The sequence below is a fragment of the Rhodococcus shunpengi genome (assembly GCF_048381395.1).
Lineage (GTDB): Bacteria > Actinomycetota > Actinomycetes > Mycobacteriales > Mycobacteriaceae > Rhodococcus.
Genome location: NZ_JBLWIU010000031.1, coordinates 20,924 through 37,673 on the forward strand (window position 1 = coordinate 20,924; position 16,750 = coordinate 37,673).

The following is a 16,750-nucleotide window of genomic DNA, read 5'->3' on the forward strand; positions in this document are numbered from 1 at the left end:
GGCCGCCCGGGGTGAGACGGTCGGCGGTGCCGAAGTGGTTCGTGAAGATTGCTGCAAGGAGTCGCAGGTAGCGTAATGCCCATGTTGCTACGGCTGTTGCGCCGCTTCACGGCGCCCTATCGGGGTGCCCTCGCGGGGGTCGTACTCCTGCAGCTGGTCGCGACCGGGGGCATGTTGCTGCTCCCGAGTCTCAACGCCGACATCATCGACAACGGCGTGGCGACCGGGGACATCGACTACATCATCCGGACCGGTCTGCTGATGCTCGTCATCAGCGCCGTCGAGGTCGGCGCCGCGACCGGTGCCGTCTACTTCGCGGCGCGTGCCGCGATGGGCTTCGGCCGCGACGTGCGGCTCGAGCTCGTCCGGAATGTGGGGCGGTTCTCGGCGCGCGAGTTCGGGACGTTCGGTGCCCCGTCGCTGATCACCCGCAACACCAACGACGTGCAGCAGGTCCAGATGCTCGTGCTGATGACCTGCACCATCGTCGTGACCTCCCCGATCATGGGGATCGGTGGCGTCATCATGGCGATCCGCCAGGACCCCGGCACCTCGCTCGTGCTGGTCGTCGCCGTCCCGGTCCTGATCTTCACCATGGTCACGCTCATCGCGCTCATGCTGCCCGGCTTCCGGGTCATGCAGAAGCGCATCGACTCTGTGAACCGGGTGCTGCGCGAGCAGATCACCGGCATCCGCGTGATCAGGGCATTCGTGCGCGACGAGACCGAGAAGGCCCGCTTCGACGGCGCCAACGACGACCTCACCGCCACCGCCCTGCGCGTCGGCCGCGTGAACTCCGTGCTGTACCCGGCGGTGCTGCTGATCTCGAACGTGAGCACCGTCGGCGTCCTGTGGGTGGGCGCCCACCGCATCGACTCCGGTGCGATGCAGGTCGGCTCCATCACCGCGATGATCACCTACATCGCCCAGATCCTCATGGCTGTGCTCATGACGTCGTTCGTCGCGATCATGGCTCCGCGCGCCGCGGTCTGTGCCGAGCGCATCCTCGACGTGCTCGACACCGAACCGACGGTGTCCTCGCCCGCCGAACCCGTCCGCGAACTGCCGCCCCGCGTCACTCTCGAACTGCGCAATGCCGGATTCTCCTATCCCGGCGCCGACGCTCCCGTGCTCAGCGGGGTGTCGTTCCGCGCCGACCCCGGTTCCACCACCGCGATCATCGGCGGCACCGGATCGGGCAAGAGCACCCTGATGCGACTCGTACCGCGGCTGATCGACGTCACCGCCGGGCAGGTGCTCGTCGCGGGTATCGACGTCCGGGCACTCGACACCGATGTGCTGCGCTCGCGCATCGCCGTCGTGCCGCAGAAGGCCTACCTGTTCTCCGGCACCATCGCCGACAACCTCCGGTACGGACGCGCCGACGCCACCGACGACGAACTGTGGCACGCCCTCGAGGTCGCGCAGGCCGCCGACTTCGTCCACAAGACCGAGGACGGACTGAACACCGTCCTCTCCCAGGGCGGCACGACCGTCTCCGGCGGACAGCGGCAGCGACTCGCGATCGCCCGCGCCCTCGTCCGCCGGCCCGCCATCTACCTGTTCGACGACGCCTTCTCCGCACTCGACCCGGCGACCGACTCCCGTCTGCGCGCGGCGCTCGAACCCGAGACGCGCGACGCGTGCGTGCTCATCGTCGCGCAGCGGGTCTCCACCGTGCAGGACGCCGACCGCATCGTCGTCCTCGACAACGGCGTCATGGTCGATTCCGGGACGCATCTCGGACTGCTCGGCCGGTGCCGGACGTACTCGGAGATCGTCGAGTCGCAGAGGATGGCCACGGTATGACGACTCCGGAAGCCGCGGCACCGTCGCGTCTGCGCACCATCCGCCGGGTGCTCGGCCTGCTCCACCCGCACCGCTACGCCGTCTACTCGGTGCTGCTCTCCGCCTTCCTCGGCGTCGTGAGCATGTCGGTGGCGCCCTTCGTGCTCGGTCGCGGCACCGACGTCATCTTCGACGGGGTGGTGGGCATGCAGCTCCCCGCCGGACAGACCAAGGACGAAGCCGTCGCCGGTCTGCGCGCCGAGGGCCGCGATCAGTTCGCCGACATGGTCTCGGGGATGGACGTGGTCCCCGGCCTCGGTATCGACTTCTCGGCCCTCGGCCGGATCCTCGTCATCGTCCTCGCGCTGTACCTGCTCTCGTCCGGTCTGATCTGGGTCGCCGCCTACGGCCTCAACGAGATCGTGCAGCGCGTCGTGCGCGACATGCGGTCGCGGATCGAACGCAAGATCCACCGGTTGCCGCTGCGGTACTTCGACACGCATTCGCGCGGCGACCTGCTCAGCCGCGTCACCAACGACATCGACAACGTCGCGGCGGGCATGCAGGAGTCCATCTCCCAGCTCGTCCTCGCGGTGCTGACCCTGCTCGGTCTCGTGGTGATGATGCTGTTCATCTCGCCGATGCTCGCGCTCGTCGCGATCCTGACCGTCCCGGCGTCGGTCGTGGCGACGGCGGTGATCGCGCGACGCTCGCGCAAGCACTTCCTCGCGCAGTGGGAGACGACCGGCAAGCTCAACGGGCAGATCGAGGAGGCCTTCACCGGGCACGAACTCATCACCGCCTACGGCCGGACCGCGGAGGTGCAGCGACGCTTCACCGACACCAACGAGTCGCTGTACCAGGCCTCCTACCGTGCACAGTTCGTGTCCGGCCTGGTGATGCCGTTCGTGACCTTCCTCGGCAACGTCGGCTACGTCGTCATCGCGGTGCTCGGTGGTCTGCGGATCGCGTCGGGCACCGCGACGCTCGGCGAGATCCAGGCGATGATCCAGTACTCGCGTCAGCTCGTGCAGCCGCTCGCGCAGATCGGCGCGATGGTCAACCTGCTGCAGTCGGCGTCGGCGTCGGCCGAGCGAGTGTTCGCGGTGCTCGACGAACCGGAGGAAGAACCGGAGGTCGCGGCGCCGACGATGCCGTGGAGCCGGCACGGACTCGTCGAGTTCGAGAACGTCGCCTTCTCGTACACCCCCGACCGGCCGCTCATCGAGAACCTGTCGCTGCGGGCCGAACCGGGCCAGATGATCGCGATCGTCGGACCCACGGGCGCCGGCAAGACCACCCTCATCAACCTGATCCTGCGCTTCTACGAGGTCGACGCGGGCCGGATCCTCGTCGACGGTGTGGACATCCGTTCGATGTCCCGCGACGAACTGCGCTCGCGCATCGGCATCGTCCTGCAGGACACCTGGCTGTTCGGCGGCACCATCCGCGAGAACATCGCCTACGGCAATCCGTACGCGACCGAGAACCAGATCATGTCCGCGGCCAGGATGAGCTACGTCGATCGTTTCGTGCGGGCCCTGCCCGACGGCTACGACACGATCATCGACGAGGAGAACGACGGCAACCTCAGCGCCGGCGAGCGTCAGCTCATCACGATCGCGCGGGCGTTCGTGTCCAAGCCGTCGATCCTCATCCTCGACGAGGCGACGAGTTCGGTCGACACCCGCACCGAACTGCTCGTCCAGCAGGCCACCGCGCGGTTGCGCGACGACCGCACCAGCTTCGTCATCGCCCACCGCCTGTCGACCATCCGCAACGCCGACCGCATCGTGGTGATGGAGGACGGACGGATCGTCGAACAGGGCACGCACGAGGGGCTGCTCGAGGCGGCCGGTGCGTACGCGAGGCTGTACGACGCGCAGTTCAAGGCACTCGTGGAGTGAACACGGGAGACTTCGGCGCGGCCTGATACAAACCATTCCGTCCTCGCGGGCGGGGCGGGACACTTCTGGCCATGACGGGGGTGCGGACAACGGCGGTACGGTCGACTCTCGATCTCGTGCGTTCTGCGCGACCGGGGGTCTTCCAGGTCGACGAGACCACACCGGCGGGGTGGATCATGCAGCACCTACGACGTGGGGGACCGGCGACGCGCACGATGCTCGCCGACTTCACGGGCCTGTCGGCGTCGACGGTCAACCGGGCGGTGACGTCGTTGCTCGATCACGGGTTGCTGCGCGACCGTCCCGATCTCGCTCCGCGGGGGCGGGTGGGACGGCCGCACGTGCCGGTGGAGGTGGACACCGAACGGGGCTTCCTCGCCGGTATCCATCTGGGGGAGCGGGAGACCCGGGTGGTCTCCGGCGACCTGCTCGGACGGGAGCTGCACCGGACGACCTTCGCGACCCCGGCGTCGGCGTTCGATGTCTTCGCCGCGATCGGTGCGGCGCTGCGGGTGCACGAGTCGCAGCTGCACGGCAGGCAGCCGCTGTGGGCCGGCCTCGCGGTGGGTGGTCTGTACGACGAGCACCGAGGGGCGCTCGACCACCCGCGGCTGGGCTGGTGCGAAGCGCCCGTGGACGTGTTGTTCCGGGCGATCGTGCCCACGCCGTACACGGTCGTTCCGTACGTGGAGGCGGTCGCGGAGGTCGAATACCGCCGGTTCGAGAGTGCCTTCCGGCGACGACCCGAGAGCTGGCTGTATCTGTGTGCGGAGGAATCGATCTCGATGGCGTGGCTCGTGGACGGCCTCGCACGGTCCTCGGCCGACGACATCGAATCGTTCTGTGCTGTACTCGAACCGGGGAGCGCCGATGGCACCGACCCGTCGCCGAAGCGGGCGGTGCTCCTCGGCCGTGCGGTCGCGCTGGTGCGCGACGTCGTGAATCCCGATGTGGTGACCGTCGGTGGTGAGGCGCTCACCGGGCACGGACCGGATCGTGAGGACGTGTCCGACGGTTATCGGCAGCGGTCGTCGTACAACGATGTGCCGCTGCGGTTCTCGGAACCCGACGACGATCTGCGGTCGGCGGCGGCGCTCGGTGCGGCGTCGCGGGTGATGTACGTCGACCCGATCGGCGCGATGCAGGCGCGGTGAGACGAGAGCGTCGGTGACCCGTTCGAGTCGGATACGTGGTCCGATCGACAGGCGCTCGATATCCCGAACGGGCCACCGACGCGAGGTTTACTGCGGTCGAACTCTAGGGACGCGCGACGACCGGCATGGTCAGCTCGCCGATCGCCGGGATGGTGAGCACGACGGTGTCGCCGGGGACGATCTGTGCGACGCCCTCGGGGGTGCCGGTGGCGATGATGTCACCGGGCTGCAGGGTGATCACCTGCGAGTACTCCGAGATCAGCTTGGCGATGCCCCAGATGAGGAAGGACGTGTTGGACTTCTGCCGCATCTCGCCGTTCACGGTGAGCCAGAAGTCGAGGTTCTCCGGGTCCTCCACCTCGTCGGCGGTGAGGATGTAGGGGCCGATCGGGGTGAAGGTGTCCATGGACTTGCGCCACGACCGGTCCTCGTCGCCGCGCAGCGTGATGTCGAGCAGCGGGGTGTACCCGAAGACGTAGTCGAGTGCCTCCTCGACGGAGACCCGCTTCGCCTCCTTCGAGATGATGATGCCGACCTCGGCCTCGTGGTCGAAACGCCGGTCCTCGTAGGGGAGTTCGATCGCGCCGTCCGGTCCGACGATGGACGTGACGGCTTTGAGGAAGCCCTTGCGGACCGAGACGTCGAGGATCTTGCGATCGGTGTAGACGCCCTTGTCCCCACCCATCTCCTGCTGGTGCTTGTGGTAGTTGACCGGCGCGGCGAACAGGTTGCGCGGCTGGGGCTGCGGTGCGCGGACGGTCACCGAGTCGAGTGTCTGCCCGCCGCCGGAGGCGACGCGGGACGAGACGTCGGCGGAGACGGTCGACCAGGCGCGGATGAGCGCGTTCGTGCGCTCACGCGGTTCGGTGTGCTCGGGGACGAGATCGGTGATGTCGACGAGGGTGCCGTCGGTGGCCTCGACGCCGAGTCGGTAGTCGTTGTAGACGTAGAGCTTCATGATTCCTACTCGCTGGGTCGGATGCGGCCGATTCCGAGCGCATCGATGGCGGGCTTGTCGGTGTACGAGAACAGGATTGCGTCCTCGCCGGTCGGATTGTGGTGGGAGTGCTCGTACCACAACGGAATTGCGATGGTGTCGCCCTTGGTCCAGTCGATACGCCGGCCGTCGACGATCGAGTATCCGGATCCGCGGACCACGTGGTAGACGGTCGAGTGGGTGTGCCGATGGGCACGGGTGTCGACGCCCGGGCGGATCAGCTGGAGGTAGGCGCCGATGGTGGTCATCACCGGTCCGCCCGTGATCGGGTTGCGGTACTCGACGATGATGTCGTCGAAGGGATCACCTTCGCGCGTACGCAGGTACTCGATGGTCTCGAGTGCATCGGCGAGCTTGTACACCAGTGGCTGCTCGACCTTTTCGGGTTCGCCCCAGGGCTTGGCGAACAGTCCGTTGCCGTAGGCGGCGGGGAGCGGTGCGTCCACCTCCTGGCATTCGGGGTCCTCTTCGATGATGTACTGGTTCAGCCGCGACATCAGCGGGGAGTCGAGCCCGTCGAGCCAGATCATCGGGCCCTCGCCCGTGTGGCCGTGCTCGTGCCAGTGCCCGTTGGGGGTCAGCAGGAAGTCGCCCTCGTCCATCGGGACGCGCTGGCCGTTGACGACGGTGTAGGCGCCGTCGCCCTCGACGATGAAGCGCAGTGCGGACGGCGTGTGGCGGTGTGCCGGGGCGATCTCCCCCGGCAGCACCAATTGCAGTGCGGACCAGAGGGTGTCGGTGGCTCCGGTGCGCTGGTGCGGGAGGCAGCCGGGGTTGCGGAAACCGAGGACGCGGCGGAGTGCGTCCTCGAGCGGGACGATCTCGCCGGCCTCGACCATCAACCGCCGCGCCTGCTCGTAGCGCCAGATGTGCGGCACCAGAGTGGTTTTCGCTTCCGGGCCCAGATTGCCCATGAGCTGCCAGAGCGGGGAGTAGTGGTTGTCCGCGAGTTCGGCGTAGAAGTCGTCGTGCACCGTCTCGTCGGACCGGGTGGTGTCGACACTCATCGCACGATCCTCTCTGTTCTGCAATGCGGAGATTGATTCCTCGATACAGAATTAATACGGGATTTGGGGTGGTTGGTCAAGGAATAACTGCGAATCGTTCTGTTATAAAGAATCATGGCCACTGACTCTGCGCGTCGAGACGCACCGGCATATCCTGTCGGTTCGGTCGACAAGGCTCTCCGACTGCTCCTCGTGGTCGCCGAGCGACCCGACGGACTGCGGGTGGGCGATGCCGCCGCCCTGCTGGGTATCGCCCCGTCCACCGCGCACCGCTTGCTGCAGATGCTGGCGCACTACGGCTTCGCCGAACAGGATCCCGAGTCCAAGATGTACCGGGCCGGTCCCACCATGGAGCGGCTGTCGAACTTCCGCGGCCGGGTCATCGACCTGGCCCGGCCGATCCTGGAGCGGCTCGTGGCCCTCACCCAGGAGACGGTGCACCTCGCCACCCTCGACGGGGATCGGGCTCTGACGCTGCTCTCGGTGGAGAGCCCCCATCTGCTGCGCGTGGGTGACCGGTCGGGTCATTCGCAGCCGGCGTATTCGAGCGCCATGGGTAAGGCGCTGCTCGCCGGGATGGGCGGGGACATCGAGCCTCATCTGCCGAACGGCCTGCAACAGTCCGAACGGCAGACCCTGCTGTCCCAGCTCGAGGTGATCCGGGAGCGGGGTTACGCCGCACAGGACGGCGAGGTCGAGTCGGGTGTCAGCGCGGTGGCCGTCTCGGTGGGTGCCGCCTCCGCCGGGATCTCCGGTGCGGGCACCCCTGCCGCCGGGTTCTCCGGTGCAAGCACCCCTGCCGCCGGGTTCTCCGGTGCAAGCACCTCCGGCTTCGCCATCGGTATCACCTTCCCGACCGGGCGGATCGGCGTCGACCGCTGGGGCGAGGTGCTCGCCGCAGCCCGGAAGGCGGCCGACGAACTCGCCGACGCCCTGGCCGGTTCCGGGCGGTAGCCCCGTCGCCGGCCGGATGGACGCCCGGCCGGCGACGATGCAGGTCAGTACGGGTAGTTGCGGGTGTCGCCGGCCACCGACAGCGGCATGAACATCCAGTCGAGGTTCTCGTAGTCCGTGGGGTTGTGGTCCTTGAAGGAGTAGTTGCGCAGCGCGCGCCCGACCCCGTCGATGTGGAACAGCTCGCCGGCGACCCGGGCGAGGCGCTGGATGTTGCCGGTGTGCGGCACCCGTCGTGCCTCGAAGGTCTTGAACGCAGCCTCGACGTTCGGCTCGGTCACGAGCGCATCGACCATCGCGAGCGAGTCGTCCAGTGACTGGGCGCCACCCTGGGCGAGGTACTGGAGCATCGGGTGGGCGGCGTCGCCGATGAGGCTCACCGCGCCCGAGGTCCAGGTGGTGACCGGCTCCCGGTCGTACATCGGCCAGCGGATCTCGCGGTTGAGGTACTTCCCGGCCTCACGGACCTTGTCGCAGCACAGGCCGAAGCGGGCGTCGAGCTCCTCCTCGGTTCCCCAGTTCTCGTGGTCGGGGGAGTAGAAGTCCGAGCGGAAGACGGCGACGTTGTTGTAGAGCTTGCCACCGCGCAGCGGGTACTGGATCAGGTGCATGTGCGGGCCCAGCCAGCACAGCACCATCGGGGTCTCCACGGCGTCGGCCGGCACCATCTCGATCGGCACGGTGCCGCGGTAGGCGACGTACTCGGAGGGAACGGGCTCGTCCTCGACGATCAGCGGGCGGATCGACGAGCGCAGTCCGTCGGCGCCGACCACGGCGTCGGCGATGTACTCGGTGCCGTCGGCGCAGACCACCTTCGCGCGGCCGTCGGGCAGGTTCTCGGCGCGGAGGACCTCGCGGTTCGTCTCCAGGGTGACGAGATCGCTCGCGCGGCAGCCTTCGAGGAGCGCGCCGTGCAGGTCGGCCCGGTGCGTGACGACGTAGGGGTAGCCGTAGTGTTCGACGAACTCGGGTCCGAGATCGACGGTGCCGATCTCCTCGCCCGTCACGGCGTCCATGTACCGCTTCTTCTGCGGGAGGACGGCGTCCTTCATGATCGCGTCCATCACGCCGAGGCTGTCGAGGACGGCCATGGCGTTCGGGGCCAGCTGGATGCCGGCGCCGACCTCGCCGAACTCGGGGGCGCGCTCGATCACGTGCGCCGGGCGGCCCTTGCGGGCGAGGCCGAGGGCCGTGGCGAGGCCTGCGATGCCGCCGCCGACGATGAGCAGGGGGACGTCGATGATTTCTGCCGAGGTGCTCATAGGGCAACCTTTCCGGTGATCACAGAGATGTTCTGTATCGAGGAATTCAATTCTGCATGACAGATTAGGTTCGCGGGAATGGCTGGTCAACCCTCGACCGCTCGATTCCTGCGATTCCGAAAACGATCTATCACTGAGTGACAGTCGGCGTTGTTCGGCCGCTCCGGACGGCCCTACTCTCACGGCTACCGTCCGTCGGGAGTTCCCGACCACCGATTTCCACGAACCATTTCACTGGGTGATAGATGGGCTTCTGCGTCTCCTGGACGTCGGATTGGCTGTCATCACACCCACGACATGCAGGAGAGGTCGCCGTGACCGCAATCGAATCGTCCGCCTTCAGTCTCACGGAAGAACAGCGCGCCATCCGTAGCGCCATCGACGAGCTGTGCGAGCCGTTCGACAACGACTACTGGCGTGCCTGCGACGCCGCCGGTGAATACCCGGAGAAGTTCGTCGACACGCTCTACGAGACCGGCTGGATGGGCATGCTCGTCCCCGAGGAGTACGGCGGAGGCGGAGCCGACATCCGCGATGCCGCAGTCGTTCTCGAGCAGCTCGAACGCAACGGCTGCCACGCCGGTGCGGCGCGCGCCGGCATGTACACCATGGGCGCCCTGCTCCGTCACGGCAACGACGAGCAGAAGCAGCGCTTCCTGCCGAAGATCGCCTCCGGCGAACTGCGTCTGCAGTCCTTCGGCATCACCGAGCCCGACGCCGGCTCCGACACCACTCGCATCCGCACCTTCGCCCAGCGCGAGGGCGACGAGTACGTCGTCAACGGCAACAAGATCTTCATCTCCCGCATCCAGCACTCCGACCTGCTGCTTCTGCTCACCCGGACCAAGAAGCGCGAGGATGCCTCCAAGCCGTCCGACGGCTTCACCGTGCTGCTCGTCGACCTGCGCAAGGCGATCGAGGACGGCACCATCCGGGCCACCCCGATCAAGACCATGGTCAACCACGAGACCAACGAGCTCGCCATCGAGAACCTGCGCGTGCCGGTCGAGAACCGGATCGGCGAGGAGCACAAGGGCTTCAAGGTCATCCTGTCCGGCATGAACTCCGAGCGCATCATCGTCACCTCGGAGTACATCGGTGCCGGCTTCCACCTCATCGACCGCGCCGTCCAGTACGCCAACGAGCGGCACGTCTTCGGCCGCCCTATCGGCATGAACCAGGGCGTCCAGTTCCCCATCGCCCAGGCCTACGCGAACCTGCAGGCCGCCTCGCTCATGCGCTGGCGCGCCGCCGAGATGTACGCCGCCGGCGAGAACCCCCGCTTCGAGGTCAACGGCGCGAAACTGCTCGCCTCGCAGGCACTCTGGCAGGCAGCACAGGCCGCCTTCGACACCTTCGGCGGATACGCCGCGGCCGAGGAGTACGGCATCGAGCGCAAGTGGCGCGAGGCCCGCCTCCCCTCCACCGCGCCGATCTCCAACAACATCGTCCTCGCCGGCATCGCGCACGCCACGCTCGGCCTGCCGAAGTCGTACTAGGAGAAGCACGATGGGTGCACCCATGCCGCTGCGGACCGACACCGACGGACTGACGTCGGTGCTGGCCGCCTTCGCCGCGGGCGGCGAGATCGCCCGCGACGAACACGAGGAACTTCTCGGCCGCATCCTGGTCGACACCGTCGGCTCGGCTCTCGCCTCCGCGCACGAGCCCGCCGAACGGATCCTGCAGAACTGGGCCGCGGCCGAGGGAACCTCGGGCCGGGCAACGGTATGGACGACGGGCCGCACGGCGAGCGCTGCCACCGCAGCGCTGCTCAACGGCACCGCCGGGCACCAGCTCGACTACGACGACATCTCGCCGAGCATGCCCATCCACCCCAGCACGGTGATCGTTCCCGCGCTGCTCGCCGTCGCCGAGCAGCACGGGGCCGACACCCGCCGGCTGGTGCAGGCGTACGACGTCGGTGCCGCCGTCTTCCGCGCGGTGGCGGACCTGCTCCCGCAGCACGTCCACTACGCCCGGGGCTGGCACACCACCTCCACGGTGGGCCGGCTCGCCGCCGTCGCGGCCGTTGCGCGCCTGGTGGAGATGTCGTCCGAGCACGCGGCGCACGCCCTGGGCATCGTGGCCTCGATGGCCGCGGGCTCGCGTCCCAATTTCGGATCGATGACCAAGCCGCTTCACGCCGGCCTCGCCGCCCGCGACGCCGTCACGGCCGTCGATCTCGCCGAGGCGGGCTTCACCGCCAATCCGCGTGAACTCGAAGCGGACGCCGGATTCTTCGACCGCTACGGCGATCCCGAACTGGCACCGCTCGGTGATCCGGACGAGACCCTCGCCGAACGCCTCGAGTACTGGCTGGACGCGTGGCCCAGCGACTGGGGCATCAAGAGGTATCCCGCCTGCTACGGCACGCACCGCAGCATCGACGCAAGCCTGGCACTGCGCGAGCGCATCGCCGGCGCCCCGATCCGCGAGGTCCGGATCACCGTGCATCCGAGGGGAACCCGCGCGCTCGTGGCCTTCCCTCCGGTCTCGGCCACGGCCGCGAAGTTCAGCGCCGAGTACGCCGTCTCGGTCGCACTGCAGCGCGGAGCCGTCGTCCTGGCCGACTTCACCGAGGACGCGTTCGCCGAACCCGAGACCATCCGCCTGATGAACGCGGTGAGCATCACCGAGAGCGCCGAACCTCCCGCCGGCGCACCGACCTTCTCGGGTGGGTACTCGGTGGTCGAGGTGCTCACGCAGGACGGTGCACGACACGCCGAACGCGTCGACATCACCCGCGGCGACGGACGCAACCCGCTGAGCGACGAGGAACTACGAGACAAGTTCGACGACTGCTGCGCCACCGGCGGACTCACCGCCGAAGCGGCATCGACCCTGCACTCCGCGCTCGTCGCATCGGCGCGCGGCGGAGCCCTGCAGCAGGTCGCCGCGGCCCTGGCGCCGGAATACCGTACGGAAGGACGACTGGCATGACCGCCACACAGCGCTCGCACCCGAGGGTGGAGATCATCGAGGAAGGCATGCGCGAGGGCATGCAGATCGAGAGTGCGAACATCCCGGTCGAGGACAAGATCCGGCTGCTGGACGCACTCTCGGCCACGGGCCTGAAGACCATCGTGGTCGGCTCGTTCGTCTCACCCAAGTGGGTGCCGCAGATGGCGGAGATCGAGAAGATCGTCGAGGGATTCACCCCGGTCGACGGAGTGCGCTACACCGCCCTGGCACTCAACCAGAAGGGTGTCGAGCGGCGCGCGTCGTTCGCTCCGAAGATCACCCCGCCGGACCCGCGCATCGGACAGTCCAAGATCCACCTCGACGACGTCTTCGTCCAGCGCAACACCGCACGGTCGATGCAGGACGAGATCGACGCGCTCGACGGTGTCATCGCCCGCGCTGTCGAACGCGGTGCGCAGGAGGCCCAGGTCTCCGTCAACGCGTGCTGGGGATCGAACTGGACCGGTGAGATCGGCGAGGACCGCCGCATGGAGATCCTGCAGTTGCAGATCGACAAGTGGACCGCCGCAGGCGTTCCCGTCACGCGCGTCCACCTCGGTGATCCGATGAGCTGGAACACCCCCGCCGCCATGCGTTCCCAGATCCGCCGGATTCTTGCGACCTGGCCCGAGATCTGGCACTTCCAGGTGCACCTGCACAACGCGCGCGGCATGGCGCCGCTGAGCGCCTACGCCGCCTTCTGCGAACTCGACGAGCGCCACACCCTCGTCGTCGACACCGCCATCGGCGGACTCGGCGGCTGCCCCTACTGCGGCAACGGCCGGCTCACCCGCATGATCCCCACCGAGGACTTCGTGCACTTCCTCGAGAGCGAAGGCATCGACACCGGTGTCGATCTCGCGGCTCTCATCGAGGCCGTGGTGCTCGCCGAGGAGATCGTCGGGCACGAACTGTGGGGTCACGTCTCGAAGGCGGGTCCGCGACCCTACGGCAGCGACGTCTACGCGATGGACATGCCGTTCATCGAAACCTTCGAACAGGCACAGCATTTCCGGCTCGGACCGCAGGTCTACGAGGGCGCACTCTCGCCCTGGAAGACCGAGATCCGCTCGGCCGCCCGCGACGACTTCGAACGCACGCTGCTCACCGGTGCGTCGTCCCGAACAGGAGATTCCGCATGAGCACTCCCATCCAGGAGCCCACACCCGGTTCCCTCACCGGCCTGCGGGTGATCGAGATCAGCACCTCGGTCGCCGCGCCGTTCGGCGGGCAGATCCTCGGGGATCTCGGCGCCGAGGTCATCAAGATCGAGCGACAGGCCGGGGACGACACCCGCAAGTGGGCGCCGCCCGCATGGAACGGCGAGTCGATCGCGTTCATGTCGTTCAACCGCAACAAGAAGTCCGTCGTGCTGGACTACAAGACCGACGAGGGCAAGAAGATCCTCGTCGACCTGTTGCGCGACGCCGACGTGCTCGTCCAGAACCTGCGCCCCGGCGCACTCGCCAAGGCGGGATTCACGTGGGAGTACCTGCACGAACTCAACCCGCGGCTGATCTACTGCGAGATGTCCGGCTACGGCCACACCGGCCCCCGCGCCATGCAGCCCGCCTACGACCCGCTGCTGCAGGCGTTCTCGGGCATCGTGTCGATGACCGGTGAGGACGGCGGCGAACCCGCCCGCGTGCCCGTCTCGCTGCTCGACATGGGCACCGGCATGTGGATGGCGATGTCGGTGCTCGAGGCGCTGCGCCGCCGCGATATGACGGGCAACGGCTGCCACGTGCAGAACTCGCTGCTGCAGACGGCGCTGACCTGGATCACCTCGCCGCTCATCGGGATCGCGGCCGGCAACCCCGCCCCGCGTCGTCTGGGCTCCGGCTTCCGCGGCGTGGTGCCCTACGGCGCCTTCCCGACCGCCGACGGCCACATCTTCATCTCGGCCGGTAACGACGACATCTTCCGTCGCCTGCTCGAGGCCATCGACGCGCAGGACCTGGGGGAGCGCGAAGGCTTCACCAGCAACCCCGTGCGCGTCGAGAACCGCAAGCTCGTCCAGGACGTCCTCGGCGAGCGCACCTCGCAGTTCACCCTCGACGAACTGCTCGTCCGGTTGAAGGCCGCCAACGTGCCGCACTCACCGGTGAACACGGTCGACATGGTGTACCGCGACGAGCAGGTCAAGGCGACCGGCATGCTGCAGCCGCTGCCTCATCCCGTCGTCGAGGATCTCGAGGTCGTCAACCTCCCGGTCACCTTCGACGGGCAGTACCCGCCGCTGACCAAGTGCCCGCCCGCCCTCGGTGAGGACACCGTCGAGGTGCTCGCGGCGCTCGGACGCAGCGAGGACGAGATCCGCGCACTGATCGCCGACGGTGTGGTGCGAGCCGCCACCGAGCAGGCTCCGGCCTGACGAGACCGCGAAAGGAACGAAAGAGCATGACCACCACCGAAGTCGGTTCCGTCGACAACGCCGAGCCGGATTACTCCGACGAGGTCCTCTACGAGGTACGCGGCAACGCCGCGTGGATCACGATCAACCGTCCGCATCGCCGCAACGCGATGGCGCGTCGCACAGTCAACCAGCTCACCGAAGCGTTCGTCGAGGCGGGGGAGGACCCGGACGTCTTCGCCGTCGTCATCACCGGTGCCGGGGACAAGGCGTTCTGCGCCGGCGGCGACATGAAGGAGATGGACGACATCGCCCGCTCGGGGCGTCAGGTCCACGTCCCGATGACCGGCCTGTACCGCGCGCTGTTCGAGGTGATGCTCGAGACGTACAAGCCCGTCATCGCCGCGATCAACGGCCACGCCATCGCAGGTGGCTGCGAGATCGTGCTCTCCAGCGACGTCCGCATCGCCGTCGAGGGTGCCACGATCGGCCTGACCGAGGCACGCCGCGGCATGGGCGCCAACCTCGGCTCGGTGCTGCTGCCGCGTCTGGTGCCCCGCGCCGTCGCGATGGACCTGCTCTACACCGCGCGGACCATCCCGGTCGAGGAGGCCAAGGAGATGGGCCTGATCAACCGCGTCGTCCCGCGCGAGGACTTCGAGGCCGAGGTCCAGAAGTACGTCGACGACATCCTCGCGAACTCGCCGGTGACGTTGCGCCGCTACAAGGAGATGGCCACCAAGAGCTGGGGTCTGCCGCTGCCGAGCGCCCTGCGCCTGAACGTCGGCCCCAATCCGTACCTGAGCGAGGACCGCGTCGAAGGTGTCCGTGCCTTCCTCGAGAAGCGCGCACCCGTGTGGAAGAACCGCTGACCGAACCGACGCCGCGGCGCCTGCAAGGAGCATGATGAACCTTCTCGACCCCGGCCGTTGGGCCGGCAACATCCACAGCGGTGGCTGGATCCCCGGAGCGGCGGGCGACCAGCCGGCGCTCGAGGCCGCCACCGGCACGGAGCTCGGCCGGATCGGTGTCGCCGACGCCGGCCAGGTCCGGGCTGCGGCGACCGCTGCAGCCCGTGCGCAAGGGGCGTGGGCCACGACGAAGCCTGCCGACCGGGCTGCCGTGCTGCGTCGCGCCGGCGACCTGTTCGCCGAGCACGCCGGGGAGATCGAGGAGTGGCTGGTCCGCGAGTCGGGTGGCACCCGGCTCAAGGCCGGCCGGGAGCTCGCGGCAGCGCGAGCGGAATGCTATGAGGCGGCCGGTCTTCCGACGCATCCGTCGGGAGAGGTGCTGGCCACCGACAGTGACCGCTGGTCGTTCTCGCGTCGCCGTCCCGCGGGCGTGGTGTCGGTGATCGCTCCGTTCAACTTCCCGCTGACGCTGTCGATCCGTTCCGTCGCACCGGCGCTCGCGCTCGGCAACAGCGTGCTGCTCAAGCCCGATCCGCGTACGTCCGTGAGCGGTGGGGTCGTTCTCGCGCGGATCTTCGAGGAGGCCGGTCTCCCCGAGGGTGTGCTCCACGTGCTCACCGGTGGCGCCGACGTCGGGGAGGCCGTGGTCTCCGCACCGGAGGTCGCCGTCATCTCGTTCACCGGTTCCACCGCAGCCGGGCGCCGGGTCGGGGAGGCCGCATCGCGCCTGCTCAAGCGGGCCCACCTCGAGCTCGGAGGCAACAACGCGCTGATCGTGCTGCCCGGAGCGGACCTCGACCGCGCCGCCTCCGCCGGAGCCTTCGGATCGTTCCTGCACCAGGGGCAGATCTGCATGGCGACCGGCCGCCACATCGTCCACTGCGACATCTACGACGAGTACGTGGCGAAGTTGGCCGCGAAGGCCGACGCGCTGCGGGTCGGCGATCCGTTCACCGACGACGTCGATCTCGGCCCGATCATCGACGAGCGACAGCTGAAGTCGATCGACGCGATCGTGCGCGACGCCGTGGACGCCGGTGCCCGGGTGTGTGCCGGTGGCACCAACGACGGCCAGTACTACCGGCCCACCGTGCTCGCCGACCTCGACCTGTCGATGCGGGCGTGGACGGACGAGATCTTCGGGCCGGTCGCCCCGGTCGTGCCGTTCGACGACCTCGACGAGGCCGCTGCCCTGGTGAACGCGAGCGAGTACGGACTGTCGGTCGGCATCCTCGGCGAAGTGGGGCTCGCGATGCAGCTGGCCGATCGCATCGACTGCGGCAAGCTGCACATCAACGAGCAGACCGTCGGCGACGAGGCGTACGCGCCGATGGGGGGCACCGGGGCGTCGGGAACGGGTTCCCGCTTCGGTGGTCCGGCGGCGAACTTCGAGGCCTTCACCGAAACCCAGTGGGTCACAGTGCGGTCGGAGATCGCGCCGTATCCGTTCTGA

The 16,750-nt window shown here is 68.2% G+C and carries 13 protein-coding genes; 10 read left to right on the forward strand and 3 right to left on the reverse strand.

The features are described from left to right. Positions 1–81 precede the first annotated feature (81 nt). The 3 genes from ACNJ7K_RS17685 (at position 82) to ACNJ7K_RS17695 (ending at position 4,849) form a co-directional block, all read left to right on the forward strand. Positions 82–1,809, forward strand: a complete 1,728-nt coding sequence (locus tag ACNJ7K_RS17685) for an ABC transporter ATP-binding protein (protein WP_159416941.1) — start codon at positions 82–84, stop codon at positions 1,807–1,809. Further along, positions 1,806–3,695 (forward strand): ABC transporter ATP-binding protein, encoded by a 1,890-nt coding sequence (locus tag ACNJ7K_RS17690; protein WP_016690972.1) that lies wholly within the window; start codon positions 1,806–1,808, stop codon positions 3,693–3,695. Before ACNJ7K_RS17685 ends, ACNJ7K_RS17690 begins: the two co-directional genes overlap by 4 nt. 116 nt (positions 3,696–3,811) lie before the next feature. Continuing rightward, positions 3,812–4,849, forward strand: coding sequence for a MarR family transcriptional regulator (locus tag ACNJ7K_RS17695; protein ID WP_016690973.1), 1,038 nt, complete (start codon positions 3,812–3,814; stop codon positions 4,847–4,849). A 103-nt stretch (positions 4,850–4,952) separates the two neighbouring features. Here ACNJ7K_RS17695 and ACNJ7K_RS17700 read toward each other — a convergent pair whose 3' ends face one another. Continuing rightward, a complete protein-coding gene (locus ACNJ7K_RS17700; protein ID WP_016690974.1) occupies positions 4,953–5,807 on the reverse strand; it encodes a fumarylacetoacetate hydrolase family protein in 855 nt (284 codons plus the stop codon). 5 nt (positions 5,808–5,812) lie between these two features. Continuing rightward, the gene (locus ACNJ7K_RS17705) at positions 5,813–6,853 is read right to left on the reverse strand and encodes a cupin domain-containing protein (RefSeq protein ID WP_016690975.1); all 1,041 of its coding nucleotides are present in this window, start codon (positions 6,851–6,853) and stop codon (positions 5,813–5,815) included. A gap of 114 nt (positions 6,854–6,967) precedes the next feature. Here ACNJ7K_RS17705 and ACNJ7K_RS17710 point away from each other — a divergent pair, with 114 nt between their 5' ends. Continuing rightward, positions 6,968–7,807, forward strand: coding sequence for an IclR family transcriptional regulator (locus ACNJ7K_RS17710; protein WP_016690976.1), 840 nt, complete (start codon positions 6,968–6,970; stop codon positions 7,805–7,807). A gap of 44 nt (positions 7,808–7,851) precedes the next feature. Here ACNJ7K_RS17710 and ACNJ7K_RS17715 read toward each other — a convergent pair whose 3' ends face one another. After that, positions 7,852–9,069: an FAD-dependent monooxygenase gene (locus tag ACNJ7K_RS17715; protein ID WP_016690977.1), complete on the reverse strand. Its 1,218-nt coding sequence runs from the start codon at positions 9,067–9,069 to the stop codon at positions 7,852–7,854. Between the two features lie 314 nt (positions 9,070–9,383). Between ACNJ7K_RS17715 and ACNJ7K_RS17720 the strand changes: the two genes are divergently transcribed. The 6 genes from ACNJ7K_RS17720 to ACNJ7K_RS17745 are packed head-to-tail and all read left to right on the forward strand — an operon-like array spanning position 9,384 to position 16,750. Beyond that, entirely contained in the window at positions 9,384–10,568 is a 1,185-nt protein-coding gene (locus ACNJ7K_RS17720; RefSeq protein WP_016690978.1) for an acyl-CoA dehydrogenase family protein, read from the forward strand. 10 nt (positions 10,569–10,578) lie between these two features. Then, entirely contained in the window at positions 10,579–12,012 is a 1,434-nt protein-coding gene (locus ACNJ7K_RS17725) for an MmgE/PrpD family protein (protein ID WP_016690979.1), read from the forward strand. Next, on the forward strand, positions 12,009–13,175 hold the full coding sequence (locus ACNJ7K_RS17730) for a beta/alpha barrel domain-containing protein (RefSeq protein WP_016690980.1): 1,167 nt from the start codon (positions 12,009–12,011) through the stop codon (positions 13,173–13,175). Before ACNJ7K_RS17725 ends, ACNJ7K_RS17730 begins: the two co-directional genes overlap by 4 nt. Further along, a complete protein-coding gene (locus ACNJ7K_RS17735) occupies positions 13,172–14,407 on the forward strand; it encodes a CaiB/BaiF CoA transferase family protein (protein WP_016690981.1) in 1,236 nt (411 codons plus the stop codon). Before ACNJ7K_RS17730 ends, ACNJ7K_RS17735 begins: the two co-directional genes overlap by 4 nt. Before the next feature lie 26 nt (positions 14,408–14,433). Then, positions 14,434–15,258, forward strand: coding sequence for an enoyl-CoA hydratase/isomerase family protein (locus tag ACNJ7K_RS17740; RefSeq protein WP_016690982.1), 825 nt, complete (start codon positions 14,434–14,436; stop codon positions 15,256–15,258). Between the two features lie 34 nt (positions 15,259–15,292). Continuing rightward, a complete protein-coding gene (locus ACNJ7K_RS17745) occupies positions 15,293–16,750 on the forward strand; it encodes an aldehyde dehydrogenase family protein (RefSeq protein WP_487042009.1) in 1,458 nt (485 codons plus the stop codon).

Bases quoted from the DNA above. Each gene is read 5' to 3' on its own strand.
- ACNJ7K_RS17685 (WP_159416941.1), top strand. From the start codon at position 82: ATGTTGCTACGGCTGTTGCGCCGCTTCACGGCGCCCTATCGGGGTGCC.
- ACNJ7K_RS17690 (WP_016690972.1), top strand. From the start codon at position 1,806: ATGACGACTCCGGAAGCCGCGGCACCGTCGCGTCTGCGCACCATCCGC.
- ACNJ7K_RS17700 (WP_016690974.1), bottom strand. From the start codon at position 5,807: ATGAAGCTCTACGTCTACAACGACTACCGACTCGGCGTCGAGGCCACC.
- ACNJ7K_RS17705 (WP_016690975.1), bottom strand. From the start codon at position 6,853: ATGAGTGTCGACACCACCCGGTCCGACGAGACGGTGCACGACGACTTC.
- ACNJ7K_RS17710 (WP_016690976.1), top strand. From the start codon at position 6,968: ATGGCCACTGACTCTGCGCGTCGAGACGCACCGGCATATCCTGTCGGT.
- ACNJ7K_RS17715 (WP_016690977.1), bottom strand. From the start codon at position 9,069: ATGAGCACCTCGGCAGAAATCATCGACGTCCCCCTGCTCATCGTCGGC.
- ACNJ7K_RS17725 (WP_016690979.1), top strand. From the start codon at position 10,579: ATGGGTGCACCCATGCCGCTGCGGACCGACACCGACGGACTGACGTCG.
- ACNJ7K_RS17730 (WP_016690980.1), top strand. From the start codon at position 12,009: ATGACCGCCACACAGCGCTCGCACCCGAGGGTGGAGATCATCGAGGAA.
- ACNJ7K_RS17735 (WP_016690981.1), top strand. From the start codon at position 13,172: ATGAGCACTCCCATCCAGGAGCCCACACCCGGTTCCCTCACCGGCCTG.
- ACNJ7K_RS17740 (WP_016690982.1), top strand. From the start codon at position 14,434: ATGACCACCACCGAAGTCGGTTCCGTCGACAACGCCGAGCCGGATTAC.
- ACNJ7K_RS17745 (WP_487042009.1), top strand. From the start codon at position 15,293: ATGAACCTTCTCGACCCCGGCCGTTGGGCCGGCAACATCCACAGCGGT.